The 16,984-nt window shown below is 49.3% G+C and carries 12 protein-coding genes and 2 pseudogenes; all 14 read right to left on the bottom strand.

Annotation, left to right across the window (positions count from 1 at the left end; genetic code table 11):
* Positions 1–880 precede the first annotated feature (880 nt).
* Complete coding sequence (locus CR157_RS12405) at positions 881–2,083, bottom strand: carboxylate--amine ligase (RefSeq protein WP_181422050.1); 1,203 nt, start codon at positions 2,081–2,083, stop codon at positions 881–883.
* A 55-nt stretch (positions 2,084–2,138) separates the two neighbouring features.
* Positions 2,139–2,665 (bottom strand): annotated as a pseudogene (locus CR157_RS12400) (transposase); the annotation flags it as partial.
* A 160-nt stretch (positions 2,666–2,825) separates the two neighbouring features.
* Positions 2,826–4,127 carry a hypothetical protein gene (locus CR157_RS22265; RefSeq protein WP_146218684.1) on the bottom strand — a complete coding sequence of 434 codons (1,302 nt, stop codon included), beginning with the start codon at positions 4,125–4,127 and terminating at the stop codon, positions 2,826–2,828.
* 596 nt (positions 4,128–4,723) lie between these two features.
* Positions 4,724–6,104 (bottom strand): annotated as a pseudogene (locus CR157_RS12390) (IS1380 family transposase).
* Positions 6,105–6,397: 293 nt separating this feature from the next.
* Entirely contained in the window at positions 6,398–7,258 is an 861-nt protein-coding gene (locus CR157_RS22260; RefSeq protein WP_146218683.1) for a hypothetical protein, read from the bottom strand.
* Between the two features lie 35 nt (positions 7,259–7,293).
* Positions 7,294–7,569, bottom strand: a complete 276-nt coding sequence (locus tag CR157_RS23340; RefSeq protein WP_110283834.1) for a sugar transferase — start codon at positions 7,567–7,569, stop codon at positions 7,294–7,296.
* Between the two features lie 56 nt (positions 7,570–7,625).
* Positions 7,626–8,897: a glycosyltransferase family 4 protein gene (locus CR157_RS12380; RefSeq protein WP_110283833.1), complete on the bottom strand. Its 1,272-nt coding sequence runs from the start codon at positions 8,895–8,897 to the stop codon at positions 7,626–7,628.
* Between the two features lie 252 nt (positions 8,898–9,149).
* On the bottom strand, positions 9,150–9,836 hold the full coding sequence (locus CR157_RS22255; RefSeq protein ID WP_146218682.1) for a hypothetical protein: 687 nt from the start codon (positions 9,834–9,836) through the stop codon (positions 9,150–9,152).
* Positions 9,837–9,857: 21 nt separating this feature from the next.
* On the bottom strand, positions 9,858–10,700 hold the full coding sequence (locus tag CR157_RS12375) for a glycosyltransferase (protein ID WP_110283832.1): 843 nt from the start codon (positions 10,698–10,700) through the stop codon (positions 9,858–9,860).
* A 27-nt stretch (positions 10,701–10,727) separates the two neighbouring features.
* Positions 10,728–12,068, bottom strand: coding sequence for a hypothetical protein (locus CR157_RS12370; protein ID WP_146218681.1), 1,341 nt, complete (start codon positions 12,066–12,068; stop codon positions 10,728–10,730).
* Positions 12,069–12,178: 110 nt separating this feature from the next.
* Positions 12,179–13,081, bottom strand: coding sequence for a glycosyltransferase family 2 protein (locus tag CR157_RS12365; RefSeq protein WP_110283830.1), 903 nt, complete (start codon positions 13,079–13,081; stop codon positions 12,179–12,181).
* A 135-nt stretch (positions 13,082–13,216) separates the two neighbouring features.
* The gene (locus CR157_RS22250) at positions 13,217–13,936 is read right to left on the bottom strand and encodes a hypothetical protein (protein WP_146218680.1); all 720 of its coding nucleotides are present in this window, start codon (positions 13,934–13,936) and stop codon (positions 13,217–13,219) included.
* A gap of 25 nt (positions 13,937–13,961) precedes the next feature.
* Positions 13,962–14,834 (bottom strand): ATP-grasp fold amidoligase family protein, encoded by an 873-nt coding sequence (locus CR157_RS12360; protein ID WP_110283829.1) that lies wholly within the window; start codon positions 14,832–14,834, stop codon positions 13,962–13,964.
* Between the two features lie 215 nt (positions 14,835–15,049).
* Complete coding sequence (locus CR157_RS12355) at positions 15,050–16,852, bottom strand: ABC transporter ATP-binding protein (RefSeq protein ID WP_110283828.1); 1,803 nt, start codon at positions 16,850–16,852, stop codon at positions 15,050–15,052.
* Positions 16,853–16,984: the final 132 nt, after the last annotated feature.

The raw sequence follows: 16,984 nt of genomic DNA, 5'->3' as shown, positions 1-16,984 counted from the left end.
CGTGCACCTGAATCCCGAACGGGAACCGGTGCCGAAGGCAGCAGGATTTTAAAGAACCAATCCGTTTCAGGCGTCATCTATGTTGACAGTCACCGCCCTCACCTGCCGCAAGAGCGACTGTTCTTCTATTGGCAGGTGACGAGGCTTTCGTCGGCAATACCCCACATCCGCGCCTGCTGGTGGACTGGTCGCCGATCGATGATCGGGGGCACTACTTTGTGCTGCGCGCCGCGATTCCTTTTGCAGGGCGGTCCCTCCGATCTACGAGAAAGTCCATCACAAGGACGCCTGCCCGGTCTGCCAGCGCCATATGCTGGAGGTGCTCGCCGAGCTGCTGCCGGAGGGCGCCCAGCCCATTCTGGTCACCGATGCCGGCTTCAAGGAGCCCTGGTTTCGGGAGGTAGCCGCGCGTGGCAGGTATTACGTCGGCCGCTTGCAGCGTCCGACGCACCCACTCGTCCAGCACGTAATGGAGATAGACGTTCGCCAACAGTGGGCAAATCACACCACCCTGGGGACTGCCTATCTCGCCCTTTTGCCATAGCCCGTCCTCAAGTACCCTGGCCTTGAGCCACTTACCGATCAGGCGAGAGATCACCCCGTCTTTCACTCGTCGCTACAGAAACGCTAGGTGGCTAACCTTGGCCGGGTCGGACTCTCACCCACAGGGTTTCAATTCACCCTTTCCATCATACTCGGCCGTGTGGTTTCCCGGGTGACCAGGCTTCGCCTGACGCACTACTGCACTTATTACTTTAATTCAGGTTCTCAAACCAGAGAGCCCAATTCCAGGTCAAAATCAGTCTGCTACTGTCGAACTCGGAGTGACCCACATCTAGTCGCACAATCTCACAACAAACAATCTGGTCTACAATCACTATCAGCGCACCATACCCACTTCAATTGGATTGATGCTGCGCGTCTTATATAGCTTATTAAAATAATAAAAAACCTCTCCCAAGAAAACAAACGGATCATCAAGTTTAAAATCATCAAAGCTATCAGCATGGAAGCCGTCTCTAAGAGAAAGAGCATCGACAAGTCGACCACGACGCATTAAATCAAGGCGCCGAAGTACCCCACCCCATATCCATCGCTCAACAATACCTTCACGGGCGCCTTGAAAAGCAGACAAAGCAACATCAGAACCATAAAGCTCTGACAAGTATAGCAGCCAAGGAAAGTTTACTCCAGAGCTAAGAGATAGATCTATTGACCCCCACAATCTTGGATTTATTTCAACGAAGTAGTGATCTCTTCTTTTATCATCTTGCTTGAATTCAACCATCGCAAGTCCATGCCAGTTCAAAGCAGAAAGCAAGCGATGAGCATCGGCCTCCAAGGCCGGGTTAGAGGCTGCCATGCGAAGTGTACTAGGACCACCTGTCGCGATTTTCTCCTGCAATCTACGATGTGTAAAGCAACCGATTCTCTGCCCATGCCAATAGAGACAGGAAACTCCCCACCCGCAACCTTCGACAAACTCCTGTATAATCGGGAGTCGATCAGACTCAAGGTGAAAATCCACCATCATTTTCTTTACCTCATTCCCTAAGGACTCACCACCGCGGGAAAAGCGAACACCTTTAGAGCTATTTCCATACCGTGCCCGGGCAACATACCATTTTTTAGGATCTGTTATATCTTTCACTTCATCTGAAGTATGATAATCGACAATCGGCGCCACCGATACACCTAACTCCTTAGCAAGCCTAGACATATGATCCTTATCATTCGCCATTCCAAGTGTTTTGGAGTCCACCAACGCCAGCGTTGCTCCCGAAGCAAAACGTCCAGATTCTTTGGCTTTAGCAAGCAACTCCCCCTCCTCATGCCCCGGGATTATCAGCCCAATATCATGATAGGTACAGAGAGCATCAACATCATCAATAAAACCTATAGGATCTGAATAAAGTGATCGGTAAACTTCCTTGGCATAAGGCAAGCGAGACGCCTGACACATACCTAATTTACCAGTATCTGCCACTACGACCTTGATGCCCTGACTCGTCAATCCACGCAGCACTGAATAACTTATGCGACACCAAGCATGTGTCAAAAGCACCTTTTGTCCCTTATACATAACCTCTTCCCTCTCAGCAATCGGCAAGTTAGTGTCAAAACCTGTGTATGGCCAGTCAGGCGGCAGCCCTGTCTGACTGATCGGTCGAAGGCTCACCATCCTGAAACTTGACGTTGTTCACGACCAGCTCCAGCTTGTTGCCCCCCTTGATCCTCTTCCAGTGCTTCTCAGCGCTCTGAAGCAACTTGAAGACCATCGCCAGGGTTGTCTTCCGGGAACCGCAGTTCCGGCTGCGCTAGCTCCGCAGACGAACCGTGGCGAAGGTCGATTCGATCGGGTTGGTGGTGCGGATATGCACCCAGTGCTCTGCCGGGTAGTCGTAGAACGCCAGCAGCTCCTCCCGATCCTTGGCCAAGCACTCCATGGCCTTGGGGTACTTGGCCTCGAAGCGTTTCAACGTGTAATCAAAGGTCTTGTGCGTGTCGTCGCGGATCTCGGCCATCAGATCTCATGGAAGTCAGCCTTGACCTTGGGCTGTACGGACTTCGGCAGCATGTTCAGCACGTTAGCCGTCTTGTGAACCCAGCAGAGCTGATGGTCGGTCTCCGGGTAGATCTTGCTCAGGGCCACCCAGAACCCCATGTCGGTACCGATGCCAAAAGTTCCCTGAGTACCGAAATAAGGTGTCCCCCACTCAAGCTGGGTACCTTCTGGTTGTGAAGCGAAGCAGTCAGGAGGGACCCTACACCTAGCAATCAGATATTATATCAATAAAGCTTGAAAAATATCGAACATGGTCTCGTCAACAACCTTTCTCAGCAGCTCGGACCCTTTTCAAATATTCGCTTGAAATATTCCCTATTAATTCACGAAACACAAAGTCTGGTGAGTCATCACCATCAAGCACCACTACACCCACTTCTTTGCAAGCTGAGAGATAGGCTTTCTGCAACGAAACTGCCTTTTCGCGAGAAAGCTCTCCTTTACGTTCAATAACCACATCTGGCGATGCATTTAAAAAAAACCATAACCCATGGGGATGAAATAGCTTTAATATAAAACTTGGCAGCTTCCTTACCGGGATGCGTGTGCGCGTTGGGTCTACTGCAAAATCCAAAAAACCGCGATCAAGCATCACCTGCCGCCCTCTAAACACAGAAACCTTCAACGAAATCTTCGTGACAAAAAAAACAAACATATAATAACTCATCCTTAATGCTGCACTAATCGGTGAAGCAACTGTCTGGGATCTATATGGCCTTGTGGAATTGTTGGGCGTATTATTTCCATGGATAATCTGGTGTGGCATGGGAATCCAGGATGGAAGAAAGTGAGCCGAGACTGGCGGCTCAGCACCTGCCCGCGAATACCCCCTAACTAACCTTTCAACCAAGGTAGTTTTTCCTGCACCATCAAGGCCTGAAACAGCTATCAATATTCCAGAATCTGTGCCAAAACCCATTTTATCTTTTCCGTGAAACATTGCTAAGGATGTCACAAAAGTTAATACACCCCATGCAGATTCTGCACCTCGGCAGACTGCACGAAAACACCACTTAGCCAAACCAGTGACCACTCTCCCGTCAAGATCGTTGGGTTTTACAGAAAAAAACGAACCATTCGGTATTATTGTCCGGCTCACAGAGCCCGGCCCCGTAAGAATACCAGAGGACAATCCTCTATGTGAATCTGTACTCATAACTGACTGATTGCAAAAAAAACACACAGAGCGAGGAGCCCTGACATCATGTTCAAAACCTTGATAATCCACCAGAGACACTTCCGAAAACTTATCTCGCATGGGACCTATCCAACTCAAACCATCATAAAAATTAATTGCAGTTGATTGATCTTCCCCTCGTACTCCGGGGCGAATTAAAACAATTTCAGCTAGATGTCTGACACGCCTAAACTTCACCAAAAACCACCCTTGCTCCTGTGCTTCTTCAGCAACCAACCTGCAAGCAGAGATCGCCTTGCCAGGAGGAACAATAAAATCATTCCTCTCCTCCTTAAAGCAGGAGTCGTCGACACTATCGACCGGCAGTACACTCATAATTCCAGATAACGCTTTATCCACCACCTCCATTATTTCGATCTTCATGTATTGACTCCTATACATATGTGACTCCAGATAATCAGATTAACTTGAGCCCGGGGTATTCATGCGGGAGGTTTGAAAACAAAGATAGTCAGGGAGACCAGGCGATTGCTCAACACGGCTCCCACAGATCCGGACGAGCGCAACTAACGCTTCCGGCTCTTCAACTATCAAGTTCGCTGAAGGATCAACATTGATGCACAATCCTCGCTTTGGAAAATGGTAGCGTTTTGAAGAGTTGGTAAGCTTTTCGCCACACTATTTTTTCCTTTTTGGAGCGCTGGCTGAGCCATTTAATCCAACAGCTTTCCACTCGATGGCGGAATGTCTGTATAGACCGAATGTTGCCGCGAATACCGTAGTAGGCAAATTGGCCTTGGATCTTACTATTCAACTTCCTATGCTGCTCCCGAATCGGTAGATGGCGATTCCACCGACACCATTGCGCGATACGCTTGAGCCCGGCTTATTCCATTTTCGTTCGATTGACTGACTATCTATAGCCTTTCGGAGCAAAGCCCGAGCAAAGTCGCAGCCGTGTTCGTCGACCACCGGAGTGGCCACCCTGCCTGCTGAGTGGATCATGGTGATGCCGTGTATCAGACCAAGGCGGTCAGCCGAGGTAGGCCCTTCAGCAGGGTGGGCCACCATTTGTCGGCGGCGTCGCCGAGGTGCACGGTGATGCGCCGGGCGTGTACCGATAACGTCGCCGCCACCTTGAGCACTTGCTCGCGTATCCGGGTCAGGCTCCAGCCTTGTCGAGTCTGCACTTCCAGCAGGCCGCGCCGGCCATGCAGCACTTGGTAGGCGTAGAGGCTCAGCAGCGGGCTCACCTCGTTGCGGGCCATCACCTGCTGAACAGTCGAGTCGCCGCGATCCGTCGAGGAGAGATGCACATCGAGCGCCGATTTCACCTCGCCCATGTGGGCTTCGGCACTGCCGCGCTGGCGATACAGGGCCAGGACTTTCTCCGGCGGGACGCCGAATTTGCTGAGGTTGGTGACCAGGAAGAAGCTATGCAGCAGCAGATCATCCGGGCGTTCCTGCACCACCAGCACCACGCGGCGCGGCGATGGCCAGGAGCCTGCCTGGTACGTCAGGTCGTAGCACCATTCCCGCGGCGTTTCCGGGCGCCGGCCCCGCGGGCGCCGAAGGTAAGGTGCGGCCAGCTTTTGCAGGCCCGAGTGGCTGCGCAGGCGACCCAGGTACTCGATGCCGCGATCCTCCAGGGCTTCCTGGAGTGTCGTTATCGGTGAAGCCGGCATCGATGCGCACGCGGACGTCAGCCCCGAGGCTCTCGTTGAGTCGTCGCACCAGGTGCGGAATCCAGGTATCGGCGTTCTCGGCCGTTCCGGCATTGCCCTCGCGCAGCAGGCCGCCCAGCTTGTCGCCGGTTTCGGCGAGCGACGCGATCAGCGGCGAGTAGATACGCGCGCCGACATGGCCATGGAAGACCGACCCACCCTGCTGGCCGAACACCTCGATCGGCAGGCCGTCGATATCCAGCGTCAGGCGTTTCGGCCGTTCGCCGCCATTCAGCGAGGTCAGTCGCCAGATCGCCAGCCGCAGCAGGCCCTCGTGGACAACATCAATGTTGTCGTCACTGCCCAGGCACGCCAGCAGCCGCGACAACGTGGCTTGAGAAGGCCGGGCCTGCGCCAAGGGTGTCGTCCCACGCGCATCGCTGCAGGCCAGTTGCCAGAGCGGGTCACGCCGAAGCGTGGTGGTATCGCTGAGATCGATCCAGCCCATGGCCCGCTGCAGAACCACGGTGCGGAGCTGGCTGGCCAGCGAGTGACGGACACGCTGCGGATCACGTGGATCGACCAGATGGTCCTCAAGCGCGGCGATGACGCCGCTGCTGTCGAGGGCTTCACGCAGGAGCAAGGCACCGCTGTCGCTGGTGGTGCGCTGGCCGCTCAGCTCGACGCGGACAGAGCCATTGAAGGAGGGCGTCATGGTGGATACAGTTTCACCCATAGCGGATGGTCCTCTTGGATCAGGTTCTTGGCGGAACGCACTGATTTCTCAGGAGAATACCATCCGCTATCTTCGTTTTCAGGCCACCCTCATGAATAATCCGGATTCAACGGCCACATCAGTGACGTACTGGCGACCCGGCAGTATGACGATGACGACTTGGAGAAAATGCTGAAACGCTACTATTGGCTGCGCAATCACAACATCCCGCAGAGGGCGCTGGACCATCAACCCCATCTCGGCGATGAGAGACTAGCAGGCGAAGCGATCAGAATTATTCCAGAAACATATTCTCAATCACCCGGGGCCGATACTGAAGACCTAAAAAGGCCGCACAAAGACTCTAAAGTAATGATTGCTTTGAAAATCAGTCTTCCAACAGCAATGCACCAAAACCTCCTTTTTTGCAAAGCAAGCATCATCATCAAATCATTATAATCCTTAAGCCTACCTTTTTGACGCTTACACTTCATAAGTTGGTCAAACGAAACAAACTTAACCCCATTTAAAGTGAAATTATATTGTGCATCATTTATTAAATCGAATTTTTCAACTCCATGATAAACCAAGCTACACTCATTGTCACCAAACAGAGGATCAGTCTTTCTCACATCATCCATTGCTAAGTAATCAATATCTCTCGCACGACGAATCCCATACAGCTCAAGGACAAGGCTAGAGTCAATTATCACGCGCGATGGGGACAGTCCATTCCAAAAAAAGAAGTTACTTATCTTCGCTTCACGATCAGGCCAATACTCAGCATATCGGGCATGGTCCGCATTATTCAGGAAGTGCAAACCATTAGAGTTCAACAACAGAGAAGATACCTCTTGGATCTCTTCTCTGTTGCTTATTAAAATACAATCATCAAACTTACTATTAAAAAAATGCTCACTTTCACTAAAAAGCATCATGCGAAGACAGCATATTTCACGAGAACTATTTGACAACTTTTCAGGACAGCCATAAAGTCCTACTAAATAGCTCCACGCAGAACTGTTTATCTTGACGTCCTGACAAAAATAGCTAGCGTCTTCATAAAACAAGAAAGAATACTCTGCATTATAGACAGGCTGCAAAGCGAGACATTTAAAACCTCTTCCTTTACATTCCAGAAAAACTTTATGAGCAGCATGATCTATATAGCCCATACCTCACCTTTTGTCATTAAAGTCGGCCCTATGACCTATGGAGCGCGACCACGAGATGAATTACAGTTGGTGCCTTTCCTCATCACTGAGGTCGATGCGCTGAATCTGTCCACCACTGAGGGCAAAGGGACGCCCTGGGCATCGAACACCTCGCACATGCTGTGGAATTTGACGATTCGGAACGGCCGGCCGCCCAGTCCCGGGCAGGTCTGGTGGAACAGAACTGGCGAGCCGAGCGTCAGGCGCACCAGTAGTACCAAGGTGAGGATGGCAGGGGCGAGGAGGACAAGGCCGGCACACGAAAGGATCATATCGAAGAGTCACTTGATCATGAGCAGACTGCCGGAAGGGGTTTGGAAGGTATCGTTCATCTGCCTGTCAACATGGAGCGGTAGAGTTGGAGCAGGCTCGACCAGACGACGACGTTACTGAACTTCCGTGCCCAGGCAGGCCCATTTTCACCATGGCATCTTCTCAGTTCATCATCGGTGATATAGGAGGTGATGACTTGGAACAAGGCCTCGACGTTCTTCGCTGGCACGAGCGTGCCATTGAAGCCATCGGATATGGCATCCTTCGTACCCGTGACATCACAGGTCACAACAGGCACACCCATTGCCGCCGCCTCGAGCAGGACATTGCCGAACCCTTCCCAATGCGCGGGCAGGACAAACAGGTCCATCAATTGGTAGTAGTTCTCGACATCACCGACTGTGCCCAGGCTGATGATAGCCTCATCAGTTGCTATGCGTTTCAGAGTTGTATCAGAGACAGCCTGCTCACGTTCGATAGGGCCAACCAAGAGCAGCCGGACGTGGGGATATGATGCTTTCACTCTGACAAAGGCTTTCACGAGTTCTTCGACGCCTTTCCTATAGATGATCCTGCCAACAAAACCGATGATAAAGTCGCCTGGTTTCACGCCAATCCGCTGCCTCAGTTCATTCACAGAAACCAAGTCAGGACGCCGTTGATTGAATCTTTCCAGATTGATACCATTGCTGCTTCCAAACAATCCACTCAATTGATATCCACCAGGTTTTAGGATACCGTCATCTACGCCTTTCTGGGCAACGCTGGGGCTGATACAGATCACCTGGGTAGACAAGTAACAGGACACTTTTTCGAAATACTTCATGATCCAGCAAGGGATTCCTGACAGGGATCCATGGCGAAAGCCACGCACTGTGTATACCCTTCCTCGAATACAACAGACATAGGAAGCCACCATGCACAGGAAGCCAGCCTTGGGGGTACCGGCATTGACAATATCGGGACGAATCCGCATAAAAAGCAGGATAAGTCGGATCAGTGAAACGATATCCTTGAAGGGGCTTGGTTCACGCTCCATGGTAATTTCGTAGAGCCTTATCCCTTCCAACAAGGCCAGCTTCCTGACATTCTCTCCCGGGGAGGAAACGAGGACAGGCTCAACACCATTCTCCCTGAGATATTTCAACTGGCCACGTATGAGGGTAGCACTGAGGTGTGAAGTGATTGCCGTGACGATCACAGGTGAATTATTATTCCCTCTCATCATTCTATCACCACTTCTGGTATTGGGTTCAACATGACAGTCGGGTGGCAGCTTCCCGCCCTGACGAATAAGGCGGGCTCCAGGAATCTCAGTGCGGTTCATTTAGCACCGCAAGAATGCCCACCAAGTACTCCTCACTCGACGTGGTCTTCTTCTATTTTCACCGAATTATCCTTATATTTGGCCTCACCTTTAAGGTAATTCAGCGCGATATGGCGTACTCTCTCCAAGCTTGAAGAAACCTGTCCTAGCACTACAGCCTGGCTACTCATGGAGGAATCTAACTATTATCCTGGTCACATGACGAGTGATGCAACAAAACTTCTACATGAAATTTCATCGAACCTCTTCTATTCATTCACAAACAGAATAATAATCATTCATGCGTGACATTATAGGCTCGACATCTACACGTCCCGTGACGTCATTACACAGTTCAATATAACAGCACCGTTCATTACACAAGAAAACTTCAATCAAGTGCTTTACCTCACCTTCATCCAGGTACTTAAATCTGTAACCTGTATCATCGGTGAGATCTAGACGCGACTTTAACCCTACTTCAAAGACCTCACGAGACGCCTCGATATGTACCAGAAAAAGCTTATGCTCGACATAAGGCCCATAAAGACTGACCAAGACTGATTTAATCATCTCTTCATTGTTTCTATCAAGATTGGCCCAACATAATTGAAGGAACCCTTGATCCAGCATGACAACATCATGGTGTCGAACGGCACATCGCAACCTAAAATCAAGATAAATTGCATTCACCAGGCTTGAAATCATTCTTCGCCTGCTGACACCGGATAAAGCCTCAACCAAATGATGAAAGATGAAAGAAATACGAGAATACTGAAAACCGATACTGTAGAAGAGAACAACAGCCTTCACATAAGGCTTGAATACTGAATTATTATTCGATAGCAACCCTTTCACTCGACTATCGGGACATAAAACAGGAATGTCACGAAGAAGGTCAATGCATGCCCGCGTCTTACCTGATCCAGGCTTTCCAATAAATTCAATGATACAGGCCATTATGGTACCCACCTTGCATATCTAAATCTTGACAGGGGAAGAAAAACGCCACATTATATTTATAGCAAGAAATCTGATAGTGCTCATCTGCGATCTCTTCAACCTCCTCTTTCCTTTAAGAAAGAGTTGTGTAGGGTTGACGCCGTGTTCATTGGTGGAAATCAGCCGATCACACTCCATAACCCTTCTGAAGAGGTTATCACAGATATTGGTAGCATAGTGATATACAATAGTCTCCTGCCTCCACCTATTCCTGCCAATTCCCGGATCTGTCGCATTCCATCTGTCTTCAAGGGAAAGAACACGCGCACCGGTTTCGAAAATGGCAGGCACCAGTGCTACCTGGTCATATTTATTATCCAGTTCAGCAAACTTCGCATTCCAGCTTTCAAAGAACTCTTTCGCCGGATCAGAATTTTTTATCAGCATGACACCGCTGTTCCAATGCGGTAAGGCCTCGATACTGAGCCCCCCTAGGACATTGACGTCACCTTTCCCCCTACGCCTTTGAGGATAACGATTCAACCTGACACAGACATCAAAATAGTCCAGTATAAAGCTAGCCACAGAAAGATCGCCCATCACGATGGTGTCACAATCAATAAAGATTGTTTTGTCATATTTGCTGTATGTCAGTATATTGGTTTTCAAGTGCCGATTGGCAGATACGTCAACATCAACATGTATCCAGTCATCAAACCCCCTACGAAAGAAATCGACTTGTGGAGGCTCATTACTGACATTGGTAACAATGGTTAAAGGAATGTCTGGGTTATTGTTCACCATGCTCTTTGCAGACAACAGAGCCATTGCCAGATAGGGCCGTCCCAAGGCAAGATAAATCACCCCCAACGCTTTCGACATGACAGATGCCTCATCGACAGTAATTCATCAATTTATCATATTTTCAGAACGGGCGAGCCGGATGGCTAGAATCACTACTGAGGTCATGACCCAGAAATAAGACCTATCGACATCCGAAGAAGACGAAAGTGCGAGCAAGATATAGGCAAGCGTGGCTACAGCCACTGTAGAATGAACCTTGAAGGCCTGCATAGCTAGAGTAAAAATGAAATAACCCAGGACCGCAATCCCAACCACACCAAAAGTTCCCAGTGTGCCTATATAGAGGGAGTGGGGATTGCCCATGGCGCCTATTCCACTGCCAAATAGAATCTGAGGCACACTCGCACCTGAAAGGTAATCCGACCAGATCACCAGCCTTACATTTGACTCAATTGTGGGCACCCTGAATATCCTGAAGTCCGAAACACCTGAATCTATAAAAGGCAAGACACCAGGACCGTGGGTTGCCATGAACATGCCAATTGCAATGACAATCACGAGTGCAGCAATAATCCAAAGAATGGTGACAACACGTAAATGCTTTCCCAGAAAGACCAACTGTATAATCACCGCCACGGACAATCCGAAAATTGTGGAAATCGCTGGCATTCTCGATCCGGTGTAGAACATACCCACGAATGCCGCAAGCCCCATCCCTCCCCAGATAATCTTGTCAGAGATCTTTCCTGGAAGCGAAAAAACTGCCGACACACAGGTTACAACGACCAGACCGAGAATGTTTGACAAGGAGCGGGGGGAAGACTCGGTATCACCTATTGCCAGACTAAGCTCACCGGCCCGTGCCATACGAAAATCATGCGTCGACAGCATACTGAGTGTAACCAGAACGAGAATGATCCCGACGCTACCCACGAGATAGATGAATGCTCTGTTCACATCGGACCGGAAATAGTTATAAAGTGCAAGATCAGGTCTGGCGCTTCCCAGAAAGCCAATAAAGACCAGCACAGAGAGCAGCGCAGCCAAGCGATCCAATCGACCATAACCACCAAAGAGGCTTCCACTTGCCTCCAAAACAATAAAAACGACAATGATCAGAATAATACTGGCATCTATCCGCACACTGTCGCGCCACAGAAAAGCGTAGATCAGGCATCCCGCCGCACAGCCGGCAATCAATATCCAGCCGAAATGCACACCAGACACAAATCCGATATAGTTCAGGGCTGCAGCAACCAGTAAAATCGGAAAGGCGTAAACCGGAGAAATCGCTGACAACACCATACCCACTAGAAAACCAACAAAGGCACCAATAGTTGAATCCGTGACGGCAACCAGAGAAATCGCTGCCGGTGCCGTGACAAGAACTAGCAGCCGAAGTGGGAAAGAGTAATGTGGGCGTGTTTGGGTAACAGTATGATTCATGATTGAATGCGTCCCCCAGTTGGCGACCACTTCAGCTGACACCGGCATGGATATCAGGTCTATGAAAACGAACAACCTTGTTGTCGGTGATTGGAGCCATTGTCATGATCTCATTTCAGTTTCTTTATCAATGCATGGATCTCTCGCGCGAAGAGCATCTTTATCAAGAACTCCCTGAGCAGTACCTTTCGGGATGAATGCGCAAACACCTTGCGTAGGTACATGCTCCAGTAAGTATCTGCATATTCATGCATTCCTAACCTGCTATAATATTTGTATATCCAGAACCACGAATTGATTTGTGCTTCATTTCTGGCAGCCGTGTCAATCCCGGTCCATGCCCCTTCCGCATGTTTTATATGACATGCTGGACTGATTTCGGGGTGGTAATGACTGCCGCCATAACTTCCCAACAATGAGACAAGAAATTTATCATGGTTAACAAGCTTGGCTTTCTCGGGCACGTATCCAAAATCTACATTTCTGCACACAAGTGTCAAGTTAAGCATCCAAGCCTGTCCAGCGGAAAGCTCCTCACCCTTATAGTCTCTTTGATGCTTCTTCGGCAGCCTGGAAGCAACAACAATATTCCCGCCAGAGTCCAGCGAACATGCATTGTGCCCTGTGACCACGATTTCAGGGTGATGATCCAGGTAGCTGCACTGTATTTTTAGTTTATGAGGATCAGTCCAATAATCATCACCTTCACACAAGGCAAGGTACTTACCAATTGCCTTCCTTTTTATGATGTCAAAGATATCATTCCCTTTGGAATATTGATTCTCTACCTGAATTATTGGTTTTATTATATGTGGATACATGGCCTGATACTGTCGAATAATTTCAGTGGTCCCATCGATAGAAGCGTCATCATGAATGACAATTTCGTAGGGAAAATCCACTTCCTGCATCAGGAAGGACTCTATCGCCCTGGAGATAAAGCCAGCATGGTTATAGGTGATACACAAGATACTCACCAGAGGAGAGGAAGTATCGCCACTCCAATTCTTCATTATCTCACGCTCGTTTGTTTTCATCATAGCCTTTACTCAGAAATAAAAATATAAATCTATTTACAAAAGAAACAGAATGTACTCACGGCCACAGCCTAGTTGAAATCCTACGACCTTGGCTCCTTGAATTATTTTTCAACTATTCACGAAGACAGTCTTGTAGTTCCCAACTGAAGAACGTAAAGATAAAAAAAAGTTGGTAACTTGCTCTATGATTTTATCATCTTTATCTTCTGCCTTTATCGTCAAGGTCGGAAGCCCATTTTTTTCCATGATCGAAGTCAGTGCAGCACGTCTTTCCAGAAGACGGCGATTAAGCATGATCAGGTCCTTGTCTGTTTTCCCCTTGTGACAAGGCCGCATAAATCCCTGCTTTTCATCTCTGTACAAAATACGTGAATTAATTAATTCAGGTGTGGCCGTCAGATTGATGATGGCTCGTCCTTGCATGATCTTGTCAAAATCATTTGGGCTTGATTGAGATAGCTCGATCAGCTCGTTGGTAAAGTGATGACTGACTCCCTCATCGATAATAACACTAGCCTCGCAACATGTGACATTCAAGTCATATAGCAGCTTACCTGTTTTCCTTTGCAGAACTTCGACATCATCCACCTGCAATGCGGTCAGCGACAATAATTTCGCCCTCGAAGCACATACCCTCCTGTTTTTATCGAACCTTTCTCTCCCTGGATGAATCAACGACGCCTTGATCATGGCTCGAATGAGATATGATTTTCCGATACCAGGAGGACCAACCAGATCGACTATAAAATTCGGTGAAATTTCGGGCCTGATGCTGTAAACATTAAAACCAGCTCTATTGTAGAAAAAATTCGTTATCGTCGTTTTCATTTCGAGCCTTTATCCAGAAAGATATTTACCAAAGGTCACCAAAAGTCAGGTCCCAGGCAATCGGCTCAAACCGCGCATGCCCGAGCGAGGGGGCTACGGTGATCTCACCAAACACGACACGCTTACCATTGATCTCGTACAGGTCGACTCTCAGAAAATCGTACCCATCGGCCAATTTTTCAGCGACGTCAACCATCTCATCCAGGCAAGTCGGCTTCACTGCATCAGGTCCGACGGGATATCCAAGTCTGAAATTCTGTCGCTCCCACTTCCTGTTATATAACGCCCTTGTATGATTTATAAATCGACAGAAGTCCACCTGTACAAACTCCACCTTTCCATGAAAGACAAAGAACTTGTAGTCCATTGGAACACCACCGGTGCCGGCTAGAAGATGCTCTTCGATGATGACCTTTGTATCGATCATCCCGTACCACCATTCATTGGTGTATAAGTAGAATCTCTTGAAGGGATTGTTATGGCGATCGAGTATCTGTTCAATGCGCTGCCTGACCTCATCTTCACTTGTCTTATCCTTATCATCCACTATCAGGAGGCTTTCAGGACCGCATCCATCGTTTCCCTTCACAACAAAGGCGGATGGAAGCGAGTCATAGTCAAGATCATTCACGTCTTTTAATACTTGAAAGCATTGTGTCAGATAACCATCTCCTACCTGCGCCCTAACATACTCTCTTACCGCAACCTTATCCTGAAACAGAGTAGCATCAGTGAGATTCCTGCTGAGCTTCCTACGGCATATTTTCTCATTGAAAGTTTTCGGGCTATTGAAATTCCCCCAATAGCCAGTATGTCTACGAAACTGGATTTTTTCGTACGCAATGGGGCCCAGAATCACTCTAGAGATCAACCGGGAGACATGTTTTGTTTTACTCATCTCGAGCACCTTTTTCTACACCTGTCTGATTCGCACCCCACTTTGCGAGGGTATGAATTTACGTCAAAAGAAAATATTGAGCACCTATCTCTTCATGCTCCTGACCATGTCAGCTGGCTAATAACCTTGATGATCAAGATCATTTACGCTGGCCATCAACCGGATACTGCATGAATCAGGAACAGCCCATCACCTTGATGATCTCATCTTCGGCATCAGGCGTGTGTCGCCATACGCTGAAAAATACCATTCCGTTGAGCTAACTCATCATAGCTGCCGTGATCTATCACGCGGCCACTTTCGATCAGGTAGATGGTATCGCACTTCTTTACCGTCGCCAGTCGGTGTGCAATCATGATAATGGTCTTTTTTCCGGAAAAATCATGTATGGCGTCCATCACCAGTTTTTCAGTGATACCATCCAAGGCACTGGTAGCCTCGTCGAGAATCAGGACCTTGGCATCGTCATATAGCGCCCGGGCAATACCGATCCGTTGGCGCTGCCCTCCGGAGAGCTGAATACCGCGCTCCCCCACTCGGGTTTCCAGTCCATTGGGTAGTTGCTCAAGCAGCTCATCCAGATGAGCCATGCTGGCGGCTTGCGTTACGCGGGAATCATCGATCCTTTCCAAGGGCAAGCCAAAGGCGATGTTCTCTCGAATGCTGGCATCGGCCAGAAAGATGGATTGTGGGACGAAGCCGAGGCTGTTCTGCCAGGCGCGCTTCAGCGCTGCCTCCAGCGGCTTGCCGTCAATCAATAGCTCACCGGAACCAGGATCGATCAGACCCAACAGCATGTCGATGGCAGTGGACTTGCCGGATCCCGAGGCACCCACCAGGCCGATGACCTGGTTGGTCGGCACGAGTAGTGACATGCCATCCAGTGCTGGCTCCTGCTTGCCGGGATAATGGAAGATCACGTTCCGCAACTCTACAGACTGATGGGGCACCAGATATCCCGCCTCTTCTGCAGCCTGGGATTCCTGGTATTCGGCATGGCGGCTGTCGAAAAGATCCTCACGGATGGTATCGAAGGCCGCTAGATTCCCCCTGATGGTCGTCACACTCGTATAGATCTGCTGAAAGGCCGGTAATAGCTTGAGACCCGCCAGGGCATAGACAGAGAGTACCGGCAAGATATCACCCAGGTTCCCCTGATGAGCCGCCAGCAGGTACAGCACCAGGAAGATAACCGAGCCAAAGGCAACCAGTTCCATGGCGTAACGCGGCACCTCTGACAGTGCCTTGGTGGTACCTCTTGCCCGCCCAAGGAATCTACTGGATTTTTCGAACCGTTGGTTGAATACCGGCTGGCGCCCCAGCAGCAATGCGTCCTTGATGCCGCCGAAACCTTCGGCCATCAGCTTGAACCGTTCGCGTTGGGTCCGTGTGATGGTCTTGCCATTGGCCGTCAGTTTTCTTCGTACGGTTCGATACAGAATGATATAGACCACGAGGAAAACGGTGACCCCGGTTGCTGCCACCACTGGATTGAAAAACAGGATAGCTACTGCCATGAACAACACCATGACAACCTTGGCATTCATCTTCATCAGTGGTGCAATGATCTTGTCGGTTATGCGACTACATTCCTGAGATATTTTGTTGATCAACTGTGCACTGCTACCACTGGCATGATATAGCCATGGCTTTTGCATATAATGCTTGTAGAGACGAGTGCTGAGTTCGGCACCTATCTGCTGCCCGTACATGGAAAGTCTCCAGACCGTAAACATGGAAATGCAGGAGGCCGCTGTCAGCGCAGAAAGTACAGACACCCCCAGCCAAAAGAGGAAATCCGCCGGCTTGGAGAATCCACTCATTGCATAGAGCCAAGCCACGAAACCATCCCCTTCTAGATGACTAATGTCGCCGACTAACGCCATGAAGGGGCCAATCGCTACAACGCCGGCAACCTCGGAAAAGGCCATGAACACGACGAGAACCTGCAGACGGAGAAGGCGTTTTCGTTGTTCTCTAGTAAGGAGGGAATAGAGATCTTTCAGGCTCGATAACATGGGATGTCAGGCTTTTTCGAGTGGTTGTCAGCATCAGATTACAGCGTATCCTGATGGATTATCTTTTACCTAAGTACATTCCAGATTCATCGCTTTCGCGTTATCCTAAAAGCTTCAAGAGTAGTTGTAATT

The organism is Halomonas sp. LBP4 (assembly GCF_003202205.1).
Classification (GTDB): domain Bacteria; phylum Pseudomonadota; class Gammaproteobacteria; order Pseudomonadales; family Halomonadaceae; genus Halomonas; species Halomonas flagellata.
This window is presented reverse-complemented; position numbering and strand designations above follow the sequence as displayed.

Coding starts and splice junctions, on each gene's coding strand:
- CR157_RS23340 (WP_110283834.1), bottom strand. CDS start 7,569: ATGATCCTTTCGTGTGCCGGCCTTGTCCTCCTCGCCCCTGCCATCCTC.
- CR157_RS12380 (WP_110283833.1), bottom strand. CDS start 8,897: ATGAACCGCACTGAGATTCCTGGAGCCCGCCTTATTCGTCAGGGCGGG.
- CR157_RS12405 (WP_181422050.1), bottom strand. CDS start 2,083: ATGTATAAGGGACAAAAGGTGCTTTTGACACATGCTTGGTGTCGCATA.
- CR157_RS12355 (WP_110283828.1), bottom strand. CDS start 16,852: ATGTTATCGAGCCTGAAAGATCTCTATTCCCTCCTTACTAGAGAACAA.
- CR157_RS12365 (WP_110283830.1), bottom strand. CDS start 13,081: ATGAAGAATTGGAGTGGCGATACTTCCTCTCCTCTGGTGAGTATCTTG.
- CR157_RS12360 (WP_110283829.1), bottom strand. CDS start 14,834: ATGAGTAAAACAAAACATGTCTCCCGGTTGATCTCTAGAGTGATTCTG.
- CR157_RS12370 (WP_146218681.1), bottom strand. CDS start 12,068: ATGAATCATACTGTTACCCAAACACGCCCACATTACTCTTTCCCACTT.
- CR157_RS22255 (WP_146218682.1), bottom strand. CDS start 9,836: ATGGCCTGTATCATTGAATTTATTGGAAAGCCTGGATCAGGTAAGACG.
- CR157_RS22260 (WP_146218683.1), bottom strand. CDS start 7,258: ATGGGCTATATAGATCATGCTGCTCATAAAGTTTTTCTGGAATGTAAA.
- CR157_RS22265 (WP_146218684.1), bottom strand. CDS start 4,127: ATGAAGATCGAAATAATGGAGGTGGTGGATAAAGCGTTATCTGGAATT.
- CR157_RS12375 (WP_110283832.1), bottom strand. CDS start 10,700: ATGTCGAAAGCGTTGGGGGTGATTTATCTTGCCTTGGGACGGCCCTAT.
- CR157_RS22250 (WP_146218680.1), bottom strand. CDS start 13,936: ATGAAAACGACGATAACGAATTTTTTCTACAATAGAGCTGGTTTTAAT.